Origin of the sequence: Paracoccus sp. T5 (assembly GCF_048538155.2) — a bacterium.
GTDB lineage: Bacteria > Pseudomonadota > Alphaproteobacteria > Rhodobacterales > Rhodobacteraceae > Paracoccus.
Genome location: NZ_CM135809.1, coordinates 2,125,966 through 2,142,230 on the forward strand (window position 1 = coordinate 2,125,966; position 16,265 = coordinate 2,142,230).

Annotated in this window: 16 protein-coding genes and 1 tRNA gene; 6 read left to right on the forward strand and 11 right to left on the reverse strand. The window is 68.1% G+C overall.

The features are described 5' to 3' along the window. Window positions 1–150: 150 nt before the first annotated feature. Window positions 151–1,953 (forward strand): phosphogluconate dehydratase, encoded by a 1,803-nt coding sequence (gene edd, locus ACNR9W_RS10505; RefSeq protein WP_419267372.1) that lies wholly within the window; start codon window positions 151–153, stop codon window positions 1,951–1,953. A 29-nt stretch (window positions 1,954–1,982) separates the two neighbouring features. Here edd and ACNR9W_RS10510 read toward each other — a convergent pair whose 3' ends face one another. Continuing rightward, window positions 1,983–2,846: a LysR family transcriptional regulator gene (locus ACNR9W_RS10510; protein ID WP_419267370.1), complete on the reverse strand. Its 864-nt coding sequence runs from the start codon at window positions 2,844–2,846 to the stop codon at window positions 1,983–1,985. A gap of 145 nt (window positions 2,847–2,991) precedes the next feature. Between ACNR9W_RS10510 and ACNR9W_RS10515 the strand changes: the two genes are divergently transcribed. After that, the gene (locus ACNR9W_RS10515) at window positions 2,992–3,222 is read left to right on the forward strand and encodes a DUF1127 domain-containing protein (protein ID WP_419267369.1); all 231 of its coding nucleotides are present in this window, start codon (window positions 2,992–2,994) and stop codon (window positions 3,220–3,222) included. Here the strand turns inward: ACNR9W_RS10515 and ACNR9W_RS10520 are convergent. From ACNR9W_RS10520 to ACNR9W_RS10545, 6 genes are all read right to left on the reverse strand, one after another. Beyond that, on the reverse strand, window positions 3,219–3,686 hold the full coding sequence (locus ACNR9W_RS10520) for an arsenate-mycothiol transferase ArsC (RefSeq protein WP_419267368.1): 468 nt from the start codon (window positions 3,684–3,686) through the stop codon (window positions 3,219–3,221). The genes ACNR9W_RS10515 and ACNR9W_RS10520 overlap by 4 nt on opposite strands. A 4-nt stretch (window positions 3,687–3,690) precedes the next feature. After that, window positions 3,691–4,170 (reverse strand): UPF0262 family protein, encoded by a 480-nt coding sequence (locus tag ACNR9W_RS10525; protein ID WP_419267367.1) that lies wholly within the window; start codon window positions 4,168–4,170, stop codon window positions 3,691–3,693. Continuing rightward, entirely contained in the window at window positions 4,167–5,480 is a 1,314-nt protein-coding gene (gene hisD / locus ACNR9W_RS10530; protein WP_419267366.1) for a histidinol dehydrogenase, read from the reverse strand. The genes ACNR9W_RS10525 and hisD overlap by 4 nt, the downstream gene beginning before the upstream one ends. Before the next feature lie 108 nt (window positions 5,481–5,588). Continuing rightward, window positions 5,589–6,065: a DUF2948 family protein gene (locus ACNR9W_RS10535; protein WP_419267365.1), complete on the reverse strand. Its 477-nt coding sequence runs from the start codon at window positions 6,063–6,065 to the stop codon at window positions 5,589–5,591. Then, the gene (gene murA / locus ACNR9W_RS10540; protein WP_419267364.1) at window positions 6,062–7,339 is read right to left on the reverse strand and encodes a UDP-N-acetylglucosamine 1-carboxyvinyltransferase; all 1,278 of its coding nucleotides are present in this window, start codon (window positions 7,337–7,339) and stop codon (window positions 6,062–6,064) included. The genes ACNR9W_RS10535 and murA overlap by 4 nt, the downstream gene beginning before the upstream one ends. Beyond that, window positions 7,339–7,515, reverse strand: a complete 177-nt coding sequence (locus ACNR9W_RS10545; protein WP_419267363.1) for a hypothetical protein — start codon at window positions 7,513–7,515, stop codon at window positions 7,339–7,341. Before ACNR9W_RS10545 ends, murA begins: the two co-directional genes overlap by 1 nt. 138 nt (window positions 7,516–7,653) lie before the next feature. Between ACNR9W_RS10545 and ACNR9W_RS10550 the strand changes: the two genes are divergently transcribed. Beyond that, window positions 7,654–7,728: transfer RNA gene (locus ACNR9W_RS10550), tRNA-Thr, on the forward strand. Between the two features lie 453 nt (window positions 7,729–8,181). On the opposite strand, the gene ACNR9W_RS10555 is transcribed toward ACNR9W_RS10550, so the two are convergent. After that, window positions 8,182–8,763 carry a GNAT family N-acetyltransferase gene (locus tag ACNR9W_RS10555; RefSeq protein ID WP_419267362.1) on the reverse strand — a complete coding sequence of 194 codons (582 nt, stop codon included), beginning with the start codon at window positions 8,761–8,763 and terminating at the stop codon, window positions 8,182–8,184. Window positions 8,764–8,936: 173 nt separating this feature from the next. On the opposite strand from ACNR9W_RS10555, the gene ACNR9W_RS10560 reads away from it, so the two are divergent. The 3 genes from ACNR9W_RS10560 to ACNR9W_RS10570 all read left to right on the forward strand — a co-directional run bounded on the left by ACNR9W_RS10560 (window position 8,937) and on the right by ACNR9W_RS10570 (window position 11,771). Further along, entirely contained in the window at window positions 8,937–9,290 is a 354-nt protein-coding gene (locus tag ACNR9W_RS10560; protein WP_419267361.1) for a cupin domain-containing protein, read from the forward strand. A gap of 66 nt (window positions 9,291–9,356) precedes the next feature. Next, on the forward strand, window positions 9,357–11,018 hold the full coding sequence (locus tag ACNR9W_RS10565; protein ID WP_419267360.1) for an amidohydrolase: 1,662 nt from the start codon (window positions 9,357–9,359) through the stop codon (window positions 11,016–11,018). Between the two features lie 138 nt (window positions 11,019–11,156). Continuing rightward, window positions 11,157–11,771, forward strand: a complete 615-nt coding sequence (locus ACNR9W_RS10570) for a LysE/ArgO family amino acid transporter (protein ID WP_419267359.1) — start codon at window positions 11,157–11,159, stop codon at window positions 11,769–11,771. A 16-nt stretch (window positions 11,772–11,787) separates the two neighbouring features. Here ACNR9W_RS10570 and ACNR9W_RS10575 read toward each other — a convergent pair whose 3' ends face one another. The 3 genes from ACNR9W_RS10575 to ACNR9W_RS10585 all read right to left on the reverse strand — a co-directional run bounded on the left by ACNR9W_RS10575 (window position 11,788) and on the right by ACNR9W_RS10585 (window position 16,259). Continuing rightward, window positions 11,788–12,819 carry an SDR family oxidoreductase gene (locus ACNR9W_RS10575; protein WP_419267358.1) on the reverse strand — a complete coding sequence of 344 codons (1,032 nt, stop codon included), beginning with the start codon at window positions 12,817–12,819 and terminating at the stop codon, window positions 11,788–11,790. A gap of 180 nt (window positions 12,820–12,999) precedes the next feature. Further along, window positions 13,000–15,183: a TRAP transporter permease gene (locus tag ACNR9W_RS10580; RefSeq protein ID WP_419267357.1), complete on the reverse strand. Its 2,184-nt coding sequence runs from the start codon at window positions 15,181–15,183 to the stop codon at window positions 13,000–13,002. Window positions 15,184–15,284: 101 nt separating this feature from the next. Continuing rightward, on the reverse strand, window positions 15,285–16,259 hold the full coding sequence (locus tag ACNR9W_RS10585) for a TAXI family TRAP transporter solute-binding subunit (protein ID WP_419267356.1): 975 nt from the start codon (window positions 16,257–16,259) through the stop codon (window positions 15,285–15,287). Window positions 16,260–16,265 lie beyond the last annotated feature (6 nt).

Genomic DNA, 16,265 nt, shown 5'->3' on the forward strand with positions numbered 1-16,265 from the left:
AGCCGCAGCCCGGCTTTCCGGCCAAATATGCCGGCACCGGACCCGCAGATGCCGGTGAAACCCCCTCCGCAGGACTGGCGCCGCCGACCACAGGTTGAAGCGTTAACGCTAACGATCTATATTGCCCGCAAAGCCAGAGGAGGCCGGGCCATGACCCTTCACGCCAGCATCGACCGAGTGACCGACCGCATCCGCGAACGTTCGCACAAGGCACGCGGTGCCTATCTGCAAAAGATCGCCCGCGCGGCACAGGAAGGCCCGGCGCGCGCCCATCTGTCCTGCGGCAACCAGGCCCATGCCTATGCGGCCATGGACGACAAGACCGACATGGCCACGACCCGCAAGCCCAACCTGGGCATCATCACCGCCTATAACGACATGCTGTCGGCCCATCAGCCCTACGAGCACTTTCCCGACCAGATCCGCGCGGCGGGCCGGGCGGCCGGGGCCACGGTCCAGGTCGCGGGCGGCGTGCCGGCGATGTGCGACGGCGTCACCCAGGGGCGCCCGGGGATGGAGCTGTCGCTGTTCTCGCGCGACGTGATCGCCCTGGCGGCGGGGGTGGCGCTGTCGCATGACTGCTTTGATTCGGCGCTGTACCTGGGCGTCTGCGACAAGATCGTGCCGGGCCTGATCATCGCGGCGGGCACCTTTGGCCATATCCCCGCGGTCTTCGTGCCGGCGGGTCCCATGCCTTCGGGCCTGCCCAACGACGAGAAATCCAAGGTCCGCCAGCAGTTCGCCACCGGCGAGGTCGGCCGCGATGCGCTGATGGCGGCCGAGATGGCCTCCTATCATTCGCCCGGCACCTGCACCTTCTACGGCACCGCCAACACCAACCAGATGCTGATGGAGTTCATGGGCCTGCACCTGCCCGGCTCCAGCTTCGTGAACCCCAACACGCCGCTGCGCGAGGCGCTGACCACGGCCGCCGTGCAGCGCGCGGCCGCGATCACCAACCTGGGCAACGAATACCTGCCGGCGGGCGAGGTTCTGGACGAACGCGCCTTCGTCAACGGCATCGTCGGGCTGATGGCCACGGGCGGTTCGACCAACCTGGTGCTGCACCTGCCCGCGATGGCCCGGGCGGCGGGCGTGCTGCTGGACATTGAGGATTTCCACGACCTGTCGGAAAACGTGCCGCTGATGGCGCGGGTCTATCCGAACGGGCTGGCCGACGTGAACCACTTCCACGCCGCGGGGGGCCTGGGCTACATGATCGGCCAGCTGCTGGAGGCGGGGCTGCTGCACGCGGATGTCAAGACGATCAACGGCACCGGTTTGGACGGCTATACGGCCGAACCCAAGCTGGACGGCGCCCGCATCCGGTGGGAACAGGGCGCGCGCGACACGCTGAACGACAAGATCCTGCGCCCGGCCAGCGATCCTTTTGCCGCGACGGGCGGGCTGCGCCAGCTGGAGGGCAACCTGGGCCGCGGCGTCATCAAGATCAGCGCCGTGTCCCCCGAGCGCCGCCTGATCGAGGCCAGGGCACGGGTTTTCCAGGACCAGGAATCGGTCAAGACCGCCTTCAAGGCCGGCGAATTCACCGAAGATACGGTGGTCGTCGTCCGCTTTCAGGGGCCGCGCGCCAACGGCATGCCCGAACTGCATTCGCTGACGCCGACCCTGGCGGTCCTGCAGGATCGCGGGCTGAAGGTCGCGCTGGTCACCGATGGCCGGATGTCGGGCGCTTCGGGCAAGGTGCCGGCGGCGATCCACATCTCTCCCGAAGCGGCCAGCGGCGGGCCTCTGGCGCGGCTGCGCGACGGGGACATGGTGCGCCTGGATGCCGAGGCCGGGACGCTTGAATGCTTGGCGCCCGACTTCGACAGCCGCGAACCCGTGGCCTTCGATCCGCAGGAGAGCAGCGAGGGCCTGGGCCGCGAGCTGTTCGCGGCCTTCCGCGCGGTCGCGGGTCCCGCCACCGAAGGGGCCGGCGTCGTCGTCTGACCCCGACCGGCCGCAGGTGCCGCCGCCCGTCAGGCGGCGGCCGCGACCTCGCAGACGACCCGGCGCAGATAACCCGCGAAATCCGACGCGACGCGCCGGGCCGGACCTTCCGCGACATAGACGTTCAGCCAGGTCGCCGGCAGCGGCGGCAGCGCGCCGCCATGTTCGACCACTTCCAGCCCCGGTTGCTCGATCCCGCGCGGCAGCAGCGTGACCCCCAGGTCGGCCGCCGCCAGCACCCGCCAGGTGTCGCTGCCGCCCTCGCTGACGGCCTGCACCCATTCGATCCCCGCCTGGTCCAGCGCGGCCATGCCGACCGGATAATAGGCGCAATGCGGCGAATTCGCGATCGGCATCGGGCGTTCGCGCCAGGCCTGTCCGCCGACGGCGCCGAACCAGGCCAGGTCCACCTTGGCCAGGTGGATGGCGCCGGCGGGGGCATCGAATTCCGTGGTCAGGATCACGTCATGCTCGCCCCGATTCATCTGGGTGCGCAGGTCCTTGCTGCGGGCGTCGTTGATGACCAGTTCGATCTGCGGATGGTCCAGCCGAAAGGCGCGCACCGTCTGCGCCACCTTGGTGAACAGCCAGTCGCTGGTCAGCCCCACGCGCAGCCGCATCTCGGGGCGGGCGCCGGTAAAGCGCGACAGGATCGCATCGTTCAGCGCCACCAGCTTGCGGCTTTCCCCCAGCAGGTCCTGGGCAAAGTCGCTGAGCACCACGCCCCGCCCCGCCTTTTCCAGCATCGGGCGGCCGAACATCTCCTCCAGCCGCTTCATCTGCATCGACAGGGCGCTTTGCGTCATGTTCAACGCCTCGGCCGCACGGGTGACGGCGCCATATTCGGCCACGGCCTGCAGCGACCTCAATGTGGCGATGTCCAGGTTGCGCATGGGATGATCCTTCGAATCGCGTGATGAATTCCATCAAAACCATTCGTTTCACAAATAGCTCAACTGCCGCTACCAATCAATAACGGAGATGAAAAAACCATTAATCATCCCGTTCAGTGATGAAAAACATCAGCGGAGTTGAACGATGACGACGAAATCCACAGCCCTTCTGCGTGTCGTGATCGGCCGGGGGATCGTTCCCCGTCCGTCCTGGATCGAGCGTCTGCTGACCGTCTTCGACGTGCAGCGCACCCGCATCGACCTGGCGCGCCTCGGCGACGACCAGCTGCGCGACATCGGCCTGACCCGCGACCAAGTCGAGGCCGAGATCGCCCGCCCGGTCTGGGACGTGCCTACCAACTGGCGCAGGCGCTAACCTTGGGGCGGGATCGGCGGGCCGAAACGGTCCAGCATCCGCGTCTCGATCTGGTCGCGCGTCTGGCGATAGGCGGCCAGGCGCGCCTCGCGTCCCTCGGCCAGGCCGGTCGGGTCCATGATCGGCCAGTATTCGACATCCAGATGGGCGCAGCGGGTCATTTCCAGCGCGACCCGCTGGCTGGCGGGCGACAGGGCCACGATCAGGTCGAACTGGCTCAGGTCGTCGCCCCAGTCCTGCATCTCGTCAAAGCTGCGGCTGCGATGCGCCGCCAGATGGACACCGATCTCGTCGCAGACGGCGATGGCAAAGCCGTCCACCTCCATGTCGTTCTTGACCCCCGCCGACTGGACATAGGCGGCGCGGCCATAGAACTTCTTCATCATCCCCTCCGCCATCGGCGAGCGGATGGCATTGTGATCGCAGCAGAACAGAACCGAGGAAGGGATCTTGTCCTGCGCCATCGGCTCAGCCCTGCGGGATCAATGCGCAGATCAGGGTGAACAGGCGCCGGGCGGTGTCGATGTCCAGCTCGGCCTTGCCCTCCAGACGCTCCTGCAGGGTGCGGGCGCCCTCGTTGTGGATGCCGCGCCGGGCCATGTCGATTGCCTCGATCTGGGCGGGGGGCAGGCGTTTCACCGCATCGAAATAGCTTTGGCAGATCTGGAAGTAGTCCTTGACGACCTGGCGGAACGGGCCAAGCGACAGGTGGAATTCGGCCACCTTCTCGGATGCCTCGTCGCTGACGTCGAAGACCAGCCGCCCCTCGCGGATGCACAGCTGCAGAACAAAGGGACCCTCGGGCGCGGCAGTGCCGTCGCGGCCGGGCACGGCAAAGCTGTTGTCCTCGATCAGGTCAAAGATCGCGACGCGCCGCTCCTGCTCCATCTCGGGCGTGGCCGGCGCGATGGCCCGGTCATCAATCTCGATGCGCGTGATGCGACTCATTCCCCGACCCTTTCGTTCAGCAACTCCAGCCGAGCCTGAACCGAAGCGCCATGGGCCTGCAAGCCCTCGGATGCCGCAAGGCGCACCGCCGCGGGACCGATGGCGGCCAGCGCGCCGGGGCTCAGCCGCGCCATCGTGGTGCGCTTGAGGAAATCCATCACCGACAGCCCTGATGAAAACCGCGCCGAACGCGCCGTCGGCAGGACATGGTTCGGGCCGCTGACGTAATCGCCGACCGCCTCGGGCGTGTGGGCGCCCAAGAATATCGCCCCCGCGTGGATGCATTTCGCTGCCAGTCCTTCGGGATCGGCCACGCACAGTTCCAGATGCTCGGGCGCGATGCGGTTGGACAGGGCGGCGGCCTGATCCAGGTCCCGCACCACGATCAGCGTGCCATAGTCGCGCCAGCTGGCCCCGGCGATGGCCGAACGCTGCAGCGTCGGGATGATCCGCTCGACGGCGGCGGCCACGCGGCGGGCCATGTCAGCATCGGTGGTGATCAGGATGGACTGCGCATCGGCGTCATGTTCGGCCTGGGCCAGCAGGTCCCAGGCCAGCCAGTCCGGGTTCTGGTCGCCATCGGCGATGACCAGGACCTCGGAGGGACCGGCGATCATGTCGATGCCCACCCGGCCAAAGACCTGGCGCTTGGCCGCCGCGACATAGGCGTTGCCCGGTCCGGTGATCTTGTCCACCGGTGCGATGCTGCCGGTGCCATAGGCCATCGCCGCCACGGCCTGCGCCCCGCCGATGCGATAGATCTCGTCCACCCCCGACAGCTGCGCCGCCAACATGACCAGCGGGTTGATGACCCCGCCGGGCGTCGGCACGCAGATGACCAGGCGTTCCACCCCCGCCACTCGGGCCGGGATCGCATTCATCAGCACGCTGGACGGATAGGCCGCCTGCCCGCCCGGCACATAAAGCCCGGCCGCCGACACGGCGCTCCACCGCCAGCCCAGGGTCGCGCCCTGGGCGTCGGTCCAGCTGGCATCCTCGGGTATCTGGCGGGCATGATAGGCGCGGATGCGGTCGGCCGCCAATTCCAGCGCGGCGCGGTCCTCGGGACCGACCTTGGCGACCTCGGCGGCGATCTCGTCGGGCGAAAACCGCAGCGTGCCGGGGGTCAGGGACAGGCGGTCGAAACGCGCGGTCAGGTCGCACAGGGCTGCGTCGCCCTCGGCCCGCACCCGGGCGATGATCGCGGCCACCGCCTCGTTCACATCACTGGAATCCTCGCGCTTGGCCGACAGCATGTGCTGAAAGCCGGCCTCGAAATCGGCGTCGTCGATGTTCAGCGTGACCGGCATGTCATTTCCCCTTGCAGCGCCGCGCGCATACTTCGCTTGCCCGCCCGCCTCAAGCCCGCCGCGGCGGACAGGATGACGCGGGCCCCGTTTGTTCCAAAAACCCTTGGTCTAGTCTGGATGCCGGGGCGCCCGCCCCGACACGGCCTCATGCGGGCGCGTCACGTCGCGCAGATCGACGCTGATGCACTCGACCTCGGCCACGATCGTGCCGTCGCCCGCGAAATCCAGCAACAGCCGGCCCGTGCCGTCCTCGCCCGGCTGCCAGCGCAGCGCCAGCAGTTCAAGAACCGTGTCGCCGTCGCGCTGCACGCCATCGCTGACCACCCGCATCACGTCGCCGATCACCATCAGCGACCGCACGCGTTCGAAGGGGCGCCCCTCGGCCTCGGCGGCCTGGGCATCCTCCCACCGAAAGCGCGTCACCAGCAGCGCCAGCCGCCGCGCCTTGGCGTCATGGCTGATCTCCGCGCCGGTCAGCACCGCATCCTGAACCAGCGAGGACAGGATGCGCAGGTCGACCTCATCCTCGGCCTTCAGCGCCAGCGGGCGCGGATCTGCATCGGCGAAACGGGCATCGCGGGTCATGACGCATCCTCCTTCACGCGTTCGATATGGGCACCCACGCCGCGCAGCTTGCGCACGACATGTTCATAGCCGCGATCCAGGTGATAGACGCGGCTGACGGTGGTCGATCCTTCGGCGGCCATTCCCGCCAGGATCAGGCTGACCGAGGCGCGCAGGTCGGTGGCCATGACCGGTGCCCCGCGCAGCTTTTCCACGCCGGTGACGGTGGCATGGCCGCCATGAACCTCGATCCGCGCGCCCATGCGGGTCAGTTCCGGCGCATGCATGAAGCGGTTCTCGAAGATGGTCTCCTCCAGCACGCTGGTGCCCTCGGCCATGCACATCAGCGCCATGAACTGCGCCTGCAGGTCGGTCGGAAAGCCCGGAAAGGGCTCGGTCGTGACGTTCACCGCCCTGACCCGACCGTTCTTGCGCGCCACCTTCAGGCCGCGGGCGGTTTCCTCGACGCTGACGCCGGCCTCGTCCAGTTTCTCGCAGAAGGCCGACAGCAGTTTGATCCGGCCGCCCAGCAACTCGACCTCGCCGCCGCACATCGCGGGGGCCAGCATGTAGGTGCCCAGTTCGATCCGGTCGGTGACGACGGGATGGGTGGCGCCATGCAGCGCATCGACGCCCTCTATGGTGATGGTGCCGGTGCCCTCGCCCTCGATCTGCGCGCCCATCGCCCGCAGGCAGCGGGCCAGGTCGACGATCTCGGGCTCGCGCGCGGCGTTCTTCAGGACCGTCGTGCCGCGGGCCAGCGTGGCCGCCATCAGCGCGTTCTCCGTCGCCCCGACCGAGACGATCGGGAATTCGAAAACCGCCCCCTGCAGCCCGCCCGCAGGCGCCTTGGCATGGACATACCCGTCGCGCAGGTCCAGGCTGGCGCCCATCGCCTCCAGCGCCCGCAGGTGCAGGTCCACGGGCCGCGCGCCGATCGCGCAACCGCCGGGCAGCGACACCTCGGCGACCCCGTCCCGCGCAAGCAGCGGCCCCAGCACCAGGATCGAGGCGCGCATCTTGCGCACGATGTCGTATTCCGCCCGGTGGCTGGTCAGCGCATGGCTGGACAGCGCCAGCACCTGGCCCTCCTGCAGCGAGGCGACCTCTGCCCCCAGGGACCCCAGCAGCGCGGTCATGGTGCGGATGTCCGACAGGCGCGGCGCATTGGTCAGCGTCAGCGGCTGGTCGGTCAAGAGCGTCGCAGGCATCAGCGTCAGGCAGGCGTTCTTGGCGCCGGCGATGGGGATCTCCCCTTTCAGGGGGCCGTTCCCCTCGACGATGATCTGGTCCATCAGCTGTCCTTGCCTGTCTCGCCATCCGCATCCGGGACGGTCTTGTTGTCGCTTTCCGATCCGGCCGCCCGCGCCCGCGCCTGAGCCTTTCTGCGCGCCAGATTGGCACGCAGCGCCTGGCGAAGACGCTCTTCGCGGCTGTCGGTTCCGGGTTTCTGGTCACGGCGGTCGGTCATGGCCTTCCTGTTAGCGTCCGGCCGCGCCACAGTCCAGCAAACGCACGCGCCCGCAAGCGTCCTTGCGCATTTTCGGGAAAAATCGCCCGACCCCCCTTGCGCGGGCCGCGGCCTTTGTCTAAACGCCCCTCCAACGGCGCTGTGGTAGCTCAGTGGTAGAGCACACCCTTGGTAAGGGTGAGGTCGAGAGTTCAATCCTCTCTCACAGCACCAGTTTTTCTTGAAGAACTCGTGGCAGTTCGGAGGCTAGAAGCCCCCTTGCTGGTACACAGAGGTGGCTTGCATTGCCCATCAGGATGCCCAGCCCGAGCAAGCATCCAAAGACCGGCGTTTACCAACTGAGCAGGCCGACCCCACTGTCTTGGTGAAACTGGTGCGCGCCTTTCTGGAAAGGAGGCGCTGCGGACGAAGCCCCTTCCATGGAAAAGCGCAGGTTCTCCCAGCAGGCCCAGGAAGTGTAGCGTGACTGACAGGTTCTCTGCTCCCGCCCAATGGCAAGCCTTCTTTTGGAGCTCGCAGGGAGGGCGGGTCTATGCCGGCGCAGACCTGAGATCTTGGCAGAGCGGATACCAGAGTACCTAAATGCCAAGGTAATGGCATCGCGCCGGCGCTGCGGACCGTCCCCATGGCCGGCGGGTCAGGACAAACCCGCACGTCACCGCCAGATCACGCGGGACCCACGAGCTTGATGAACAGCAGCCACTCCCCTGCATCGACCTGCCAGTCGCCCTTGACGACGGGGCGGCGGGCAACCTCGCGGTAGCCCTTGGCGGCATAGAGGCGCAGTGCGTCCTGATGCGTGTCCGCGGCGATCAGGCTGATGCTCGCGTGGCCGGCCGAAGCGGCGATCGTCTCGGCCTGCGCCAGCAGGGCACTGCCCAGGCCCATGCCGCGAAACCCCGCATCGGTCGCCAGCACGTTCAGGTACCACGAGCCCGGTGCCAAGGCCTCCAGTTCCAGCAGCGGCACAAAGATCGGCGGCGTGTCGGGGTCGATGGGTTCGGGCTCGGCTTCGGCGGCATAGCCAAGCAGGCAGGCCGCGACCTGACCCTCGACCTCGGCCAGCCACGCGTTGCGATAGGAAAAATTTCCCGTCTCGCGCGCCGCGCGTTCTGCGCCCAGGGCCCAGGGATCGCCGTCCGGGCCGACCGACTTGCGCCAGAAATGCAGCGGCAGGTCATCCGCCGCCATGTTGATGAAACGCACCAGATGCGCGGCGTCCGATGCCCTTGCCCTGCGGATCTCCATGCCTTGTCCCCATCCCTGCCCGCGCCCTCTGCGCCCTCCCGTCATCGACGATCTGGCGCCGATCCGCCAGCCCCCGCGATGGGCGCGCCAGCCCGCTGATCGTCCCGCTTGCACGCCGCGCGGGCGGCGCCTACCAAGAGCCTCGACCGAAAAGACGGCGCACGAGGACAGACATGAGCGACACGGTTTTCCGCTTTCCCGCACCGGGCCCCGAGCCCATCACCACAGATCTGGAGGGCTGGACCAAGATCGACGGCAACCCGACCATGCGCTATTGGGTGCAGCACAGTTCGGCCGATGGCAGCATGATCTCGGGCACTTGGGAGGCGACGACCGGCACTTGGCACGCCAGCTACCAGTTCTACGAATTCGTCCACCTGATCGAGGGCCGGATCACCATCACCCCCGACGGCGGGGAACCCGTCACGCTGACGCCGGGCGATGCCTTCGTGGTCGAGCCGACATTCAAGGGCACCTGGACCATCGACGAACCGGTGCGCAAGCACTTCGCCATCAAGCTGAAATAGCCCGCCCTGCCGCGCGGCTGCGGCCCGGACGGGTCGCGGCCACCTTGCCCTTTCGGGACATGCACCATGACCACCGCCGACCTGATCCTGACCCATGCCCGTGTCCTGACCATGGACCCCCGGCATCCGCGTGCCGAGGCCGTGGCGGTGGCAGGCGACCGCATCCTTGCCATCGGCACGGCGGCAGAGATCGGGGCGCTGGCCGGGCCGGACACCCGGGTCATCGACGCCGGCGGCCACACGCTGCTGCCCGGCTTTTTCGAGGGTCATGTCCATGTTGGCCTGGGCGGCGCCGACCTGACGCATCTGCATATCGGTCACCTCCACGGGGCGAAGGCAGTGGGCGACGCCTTTCGCGATTTCGCCGCAGCCAACCCCGACATGCCGCTGCTGATGGCGCAGGAGGCGCATTACGGCATCCTGGGCAGGCCCGCCACGCGACAAGACCTGGACGCGATGATCCCGGACCGGCCCATCGCCATGATGTCGCCCGACCTGCACACCGTCTGGGCCAACACCGCGGCGCTGAAGGCCACCGGGCTGCTGGGCGGTGCGCCCATGCCGCATGGTCATGAGGTGGTCATGGGCCCGGATGGCCTTGCCACCGGAGAACTGCGCGAATTCGAGGCCTTCGGCCCCCTGATCGCCCATGCCGGCGAAGGGCGCATCAACCTGGGCATCGCCACCGGCGAAGAACCCGAGCCGCGCCCCACCGCGGCCGAGCGCGCGGTCGACAAGGCGCTGCTGCACCGGGGCATGATGCATTGCGCCGCGCATGGCGTGACCAGCCTGGTGAACATGGACGGCAACCGCTATACGCTGGAGCTGCTGGCCGAGATGCGCGCCGAAGGCATCCTGACCCTGCGCGTCAAGGTGCCCTTCCACTTCAAGCCCCATATGGAGCTGGATGCGCTGGACCGCGCCTCGGCCATGGCGGCCGATTTCGACGATGACTGGATCAGTTCGGGCTTCGTCAAGATGTTCATGGACGGGGTCATCGACAGCCGGACCGCCCATCTGCTGCGGGATTATTCGGACCAGCCTGGCCACCGCTCCGACCCGCTGTTTCCGCTCGAGCGTTTTGCCCGGATCGCCAGTGAAATCGACCGGCGCGGGTTGCAGATCGCCGTTCATGCGATCGGCGACGGGGCGGTCAGGACGGTCATCGACGGCTACCAGGCGGCCCGCGACGCCAACGGCCCCCGCGACAGCCGCCACCGGATCGAGCATATCGAACTGATCGATCCCGCCGATGTTCCGCGCCTGGGGGCGCTTGGCATCACCGCCAGCCTGCAGCCGCCGCATGTGCCGGGGGCGATGGATTTTCCGCTGGAACCGACCCTGTCGCGGATCGGGGCGGGGCGGTGGGCGGATGCCTATCTGTGCCGGAGCCTGGCCCGGGCGGGCGCCGCCATCGCCTTTTCCAGCGACTGGCCCGTGGCCGATGTCTCGGTGCTGCGGGGGATTTCGGCGGCGCTGACGCGGCGCCCCTATGACGGGGCGCGGGACGAGCGGCTTTCGCTGATGGAGGTCCTGCACGCCTACACGGCCGGAGGAGCCTGGGCGGCGCATCGCGACCACCTGACGGGAACCCTGCGCCCGGGCCTTGCCGCCGACCTGGTGCTGCTGGGCGGGGACATCGAAACCGCAAGTCCGGAGGGCACTCCCGACTTGGGCATCGCGCTGACGATCTGCGGTGGCCGCATCATCCACGCGCGGGAGATCTGACCTGACCGCGCAGGGCCACATCCGCATTGGTCCCTGCTCCGCGCCGCGCGCCGTCCACGGACCATGTCCGCAAAGCACCGGCAGGCTGCTCGAATGCCGCCGCCCCCAAGATCCCTCGCCTATGAGCGGAAGTCCCCGATGAGCCTTTCCGTGTTCCTGACCGGCCTGCTGACCGGCCTCAGCCTGATCGTCGCCATCGGCGCGCAGAACGCCTTTGTCCTGCGCCAGGGCCTGCGCGGAGAGCATGTTCTGGCCGTCTGCCTGACCTGCGCCGTCTCGGACGCCCTGCTGATCCTGCTGGGGGTGACAAGCTTTGGGCGGATCGCCCAATGGCTCCCCTGGCTTGGCCCCGGCATGCGTTACGCCGGCGCGGCGTTCCTGATCTGGTACGGGTTCAAGAGCCTGCGCGCCGCCCTGCGCTCCAGCGAGGCACTGGTGGTCGGACCCGGGCAAAAGGGCGCGGGGCTGGGCGGCACCCTGCTGGCCTGTCTGGCGATCACCTGGCTGAACCCGCATGTCTATCTGGACACGGTGGTACTGCTGGGCACGATCTCGACCCGGTTCGCGGGCTCCGAGGCATCCTTTGCGGCGGGTGCGGTGTCCGGTTCGTTCCTGTTCTTCTTTGCGCTCGGCTATGGTGCGGCGCGGTTGCGCCCTCTCTTTGCCCGGCCGTCGTCCTGGCGGGTCCTGGAGGCGGTCATCGCGCTGGTCATGTGGGCTATCGCTGCCAAGCTGCTGCTGGGCGGCACGTAAGGATGCCAGACGTTCCCTAACGCCTGCGGCGCGCCTCCAGCAGGGCCGCGATGCCGGCACCGGCCACCAGCGCGGCACCCACAACGGCACCGCCCCGCAGGACAGCGGGGTTGTAGGTGCGCACCTCCGGACGGGCCTCGGCATCAAAGCGGCCCTCGGCGCCGAAATCCTGCAGTTCGTCCATCGGCTGGAACAGGTTGTCGGCGCGGTCCTGCGCGGGTTCGTCCGTCTGCTGGCCGGAATAGCCCTGGTCGGCCAGGACCTGGTCGACGCGCGTGGGCGCGACCGCGTCGCCCAGGATCACCTTGGCCGCCGAACCGCCCAGCCACAGTTCACGCGGGGCGTCCTCCGCCGCGCGATAAAGGGCGCGGGCGATGGCCTGCGGCTGATAGATCGGCGGCACAGGCTGGGCCCGGCGCGGCATCTTGTTGCGGGCCCAGTCGAATTGCGGCGTGTTGACGGCCGGCAGGTGCACGGCGGTCAGGCGGATGGGGGACTTGTCGTGGATCAGCTCGCTCCGCAGCGAATCCAGAAAGCCGCGGGTGGCGAACTTGGCCGCGCAATAGGGCGCCTGCAGCGGGATGCCGCGATAGGCCAGCGCAGAGCCCACGCTGACGATGGTGCCATGGCCCTGCCGCTTCATCTGGCGCAGGGCGGCCTGCGTGCCGAAGACCTGGCCCAGATAGGTGACCTCGGTCACGCGGCGGAATTCGTCGGGGGTCACGTCCTCTACCGGGGCCAGGACCGTGGCCATGGCGGCGTTGATCCAGACGTCGATGCCGCCCCATTCGGCCACCGCATCATCCGCCGCGCGCTGCACCGCCTGCGCATCGGCCACGTCGGCCGCAAGGACCAGCGCGGTGCCGCCCGCCCGTTCCACATCCGCGCGCGCGCCTTCCAGCCCCGCCTGACCGCGTGCGATCAGTCCCACGCACCAGCCCTGCGCGGCGAACTCCATCGCCGCGGCCCGCCCGACGCCGGCAGAGGCCCCGGTGATCACCACGCGGCGCCGCGGCGCCATTTCATCGGCCGAATTCCTGCCCGTCATGGGATGCGTCTCCTGTCGGTTGCCGCCGGGACCAGGGCGGGGTGCCACTGGTCTGGATGCTCAACCCCTCCCGGGCCCGCGGGTTTCATCACGGGCCTGCAGGCCACCCGCATCGACCCCCGCCACGCAAAAGGCGGGCCCGTTTCCGGACCCGCCTTCCCCCGCACATCGACCGCGTCGTCAGTCGGCGCGACCGTGGGTCAGGGTCGAGCCGGTGACCATCTTGCGCTGCCACAGGAACAGGGCAATGGCCACGGCAAGGCCCACCACGTCGCTGGTCCAGCCGACGGCGATCATCGACAGCGCGGCCGCGACCAGCACCAGCCGGATCAGCACACCGACCGGGCCGAAGTAATAGCCGATCACGCCCGCCGACAGCAGGAACATCCCCAGCAGCGCCGTGGCGGTGGCATGGATGATGTCCAGCGTCTCGCCCTGCATCAGCAGCTCGTGCGAGCCGAAGAACATGAAGGGCACGATGAAGGCGGCCAGGCCCAGCTTGAAGGCCTCGACGCTGGTCCTCATCGGATCCGATCCCGACAGCGCCGCCCCCGCATAGGCCGCCAATGCGACCGGAGGCGTGATCGCCGACATGACCGCATAGTAGAAGACGAAGAAATGCGCGACCAGGACCGGCACGCCAAGCGCGATCAGGCCCGGCGCCACCACCGCCGCCGCGACCGCATAGGCCGCCGTCGTCGGCATTCCCATCCCCAGGATGATCGAGATGCACATGGCAAAGAACATCGCCAGATACTGGTTCTGGTCGGCGATGGTCAGCAGCAGCGACGAGAACCGCGCCCCCACCCCTGTCAGCGCGATGACGCCCACGATGACACCGGCGGCGGCGCAGACAGCCACCAGCTGGATCGACATGCGCGCGCCCATGTCCAGCGCCCGAAAGACCTGGCGCGGACCCATCTTGTAGGGCGTCAGCCAGCTGACGACCGCGGCCGAGGCCATGCCCATCGCGCCCGCCCGGATCACCGAATAGCCCGCGAACAGCGTATAGATCAGGATCACGATCGGCAGGAACAGGTAGACCTGCTTGATCAGGTCGCCGAAACGCGGCAGCTCGGACCGGGGCAGGCCCTTCATGTCCAGCTTCAGCGCCTGCAGGTCGACCATGAAATAGACCGACACGAAATAAAGCAGCGCCGGGATGATGGCCGCGATGACGATGTCGGTGTAGGGGATGCCCGTCACCTCGGCCATGATGAAGGCGCCTGCGCCCATGATCGGCGGCAGGATCTGGCCGCCGGACGAGGCCGTCGCCTCGATCGCGGCCGAGGTTTTCGGCGAATAGCCGACCTTCTTCATCAGCGGGATGGTCAGCGACCCGGTGGACACCACGTTGCCCGCCGAGGTGCCGTTGATCATGCCCATCAGGCCCGATGCGAAAACGGCAACCTTGGCAGGCCCGCCCCGCGCCTGGCCCGCGCAGGCGAAGGCGAAGTTGACGAAATAGTCGCCGACCTTCGAGGCCTGCAGGAAGGCCGCAAAGACGATGAAGAGGATGATGTAGGTCGAGCTGACCGCGATCGGATCGCCCAGCACGCCCTGGTCGGTGAAGATATAGGTAAAGAACCGCGTGGCCGTATATCCGCGATGGTTCAGGAACCCCGGCAGCCACGGCCCCAGAAAGCTGTAGGCGATGAAGACGCCGACGATGATGACCAGCGCCAGGCCGGTCAGGCGGCGCGTCAGCTCCAGGATCAGCAGGACGCCGGTCAGCGCAGCCCAGAGATCGCCGGGCTGCGCCATGCCGGTGCCCGCCCGCATCCGCAGCGCGCCCACGACGAACAGGATATAGCCCAGCACCGCGATCGAGGCAAAGCACAGCAGAACGTCGCCCGGATAGATCCGGCCCCGGTCGCGCGACGAATACAGCCAGCCGGCCGCGATGGCCGCGACACTGCCCACGACCAGCGGCAGGCCATAGGTGCGAAATCCGAAGGCGGGCGGCATGGCGACGCCGGCCAGCCACCAGGCGCCCCAGGCATAGGCGATCACGGCAAAGCCGTAGCCGATGCCAAGCGCGCCGATCCCCAGCAGCGCCAGTTCCGGAACCGCGCGGCGGGCGGCGGGGGCATCGTCGGTGACGCTGTCCTGGGTGACCGCGGCATAGGTCAGAAAGCCGATGACCAGGCCGCCGCAGACATGGATCATCCGATAGGTCCAGGTCTCCAGCGGATAGAGGACCATGACGACCAGGTGGAACAGGGTATAGGCGGCGCAGAGGATGGCGATCATCAGCCCGACGCGGGCGCGGGCGTCGCGCTGGTTCGGCGCCATCGGCTCATCATCGACGCCTTGCGCGATGACCGGGGCGCCTCCTGCCGCGGGAGCAGCAACAACAGACATGGGACTTCTCCAGGTGGATGCGCCGCAACGGGCTTGCGGCCGGGCCGGACGGTGGTCGGGCAAGGGTCGGGGGCCCGCGCGGGGCCCCCGGTTGGGTCGGATCAGCCGCGCAGTTCGGCCGGGATCTCGATTCCCTTTTCATCGAAATAGCGCAGTGCGCCCGGATGATAGGGCAGGAAGGTGTTCTTGTCGGCGTTTTCCGGCAGGGTCTCGGCGGCGGTGGCGTGGATCTGCATCATCGCCTCGTTGCCCTCCATCACCATCTTGGTGATCTCGTAGGCCAGGCTTTCGGGCATGTCGGCATGGGCGACGGCAAAGTTCCACATGGCGACGGTGCCGTGACCCTCGGGGAAGCCCTGGTAGAGGCCGCCCGGCACTTCGAAGGCCGACACTTCGGGCATCGCTTCCAGGATCTGGGTGCGCTGCTCCTCGGTGAAGCCGAAGATGTTGACCGGGTTTTCCGCCGCGATTTGCGCGAATGCGCTGATCGGCACGCCCGCCGCAAAGGCGAAGGCGTCGATCAGGCCATCCTTGACCTGGCTGGTTGCGTCATTGGCGCCGGCATAGCTGACATTCGCCTCGACCCCCAGCACCTCGAAGAAGCGCGGCCAATAGGTGGCGGCGGTCCCGCCGGCCGGGCCCACCGAGACACGCTTGCCGTCCATGTCGGTCACGTTGGCGATGCCCGAGGATTGCAGCGCCACCGCCTCGAAGGGGGTCTGGTACATCGGGAACAGCGCGCGCAGCGACTTGTGCTCGACACCGGGGGCCAGTTCGCTGTTGCCGGTCCAGGCCTCATAGGCCGGGCCCATGGTGACCAGGCCGACTTGGTGGTCGCCGGTCTCGACCAAAGTCGCGTTCTGCACCGGGCCGCCGGTCACCTCGGCCGAAGCGTTCAGGTCCAGGTTCTGCGAGATCAGGCCGGCCAGGCCCGTGCCATAGATGAAATAGGTGCCGCCTTGGCTGGCCGTGCCGATGGTCAGGCTGGACGGCCAATCGGCGCGATCCTCCTGGGCAAAGGCGGGCGATAGGGTAAAGGCAGCAGCGGCCGCAACGGCGGCGGTCATGAAACGCATGGAAAT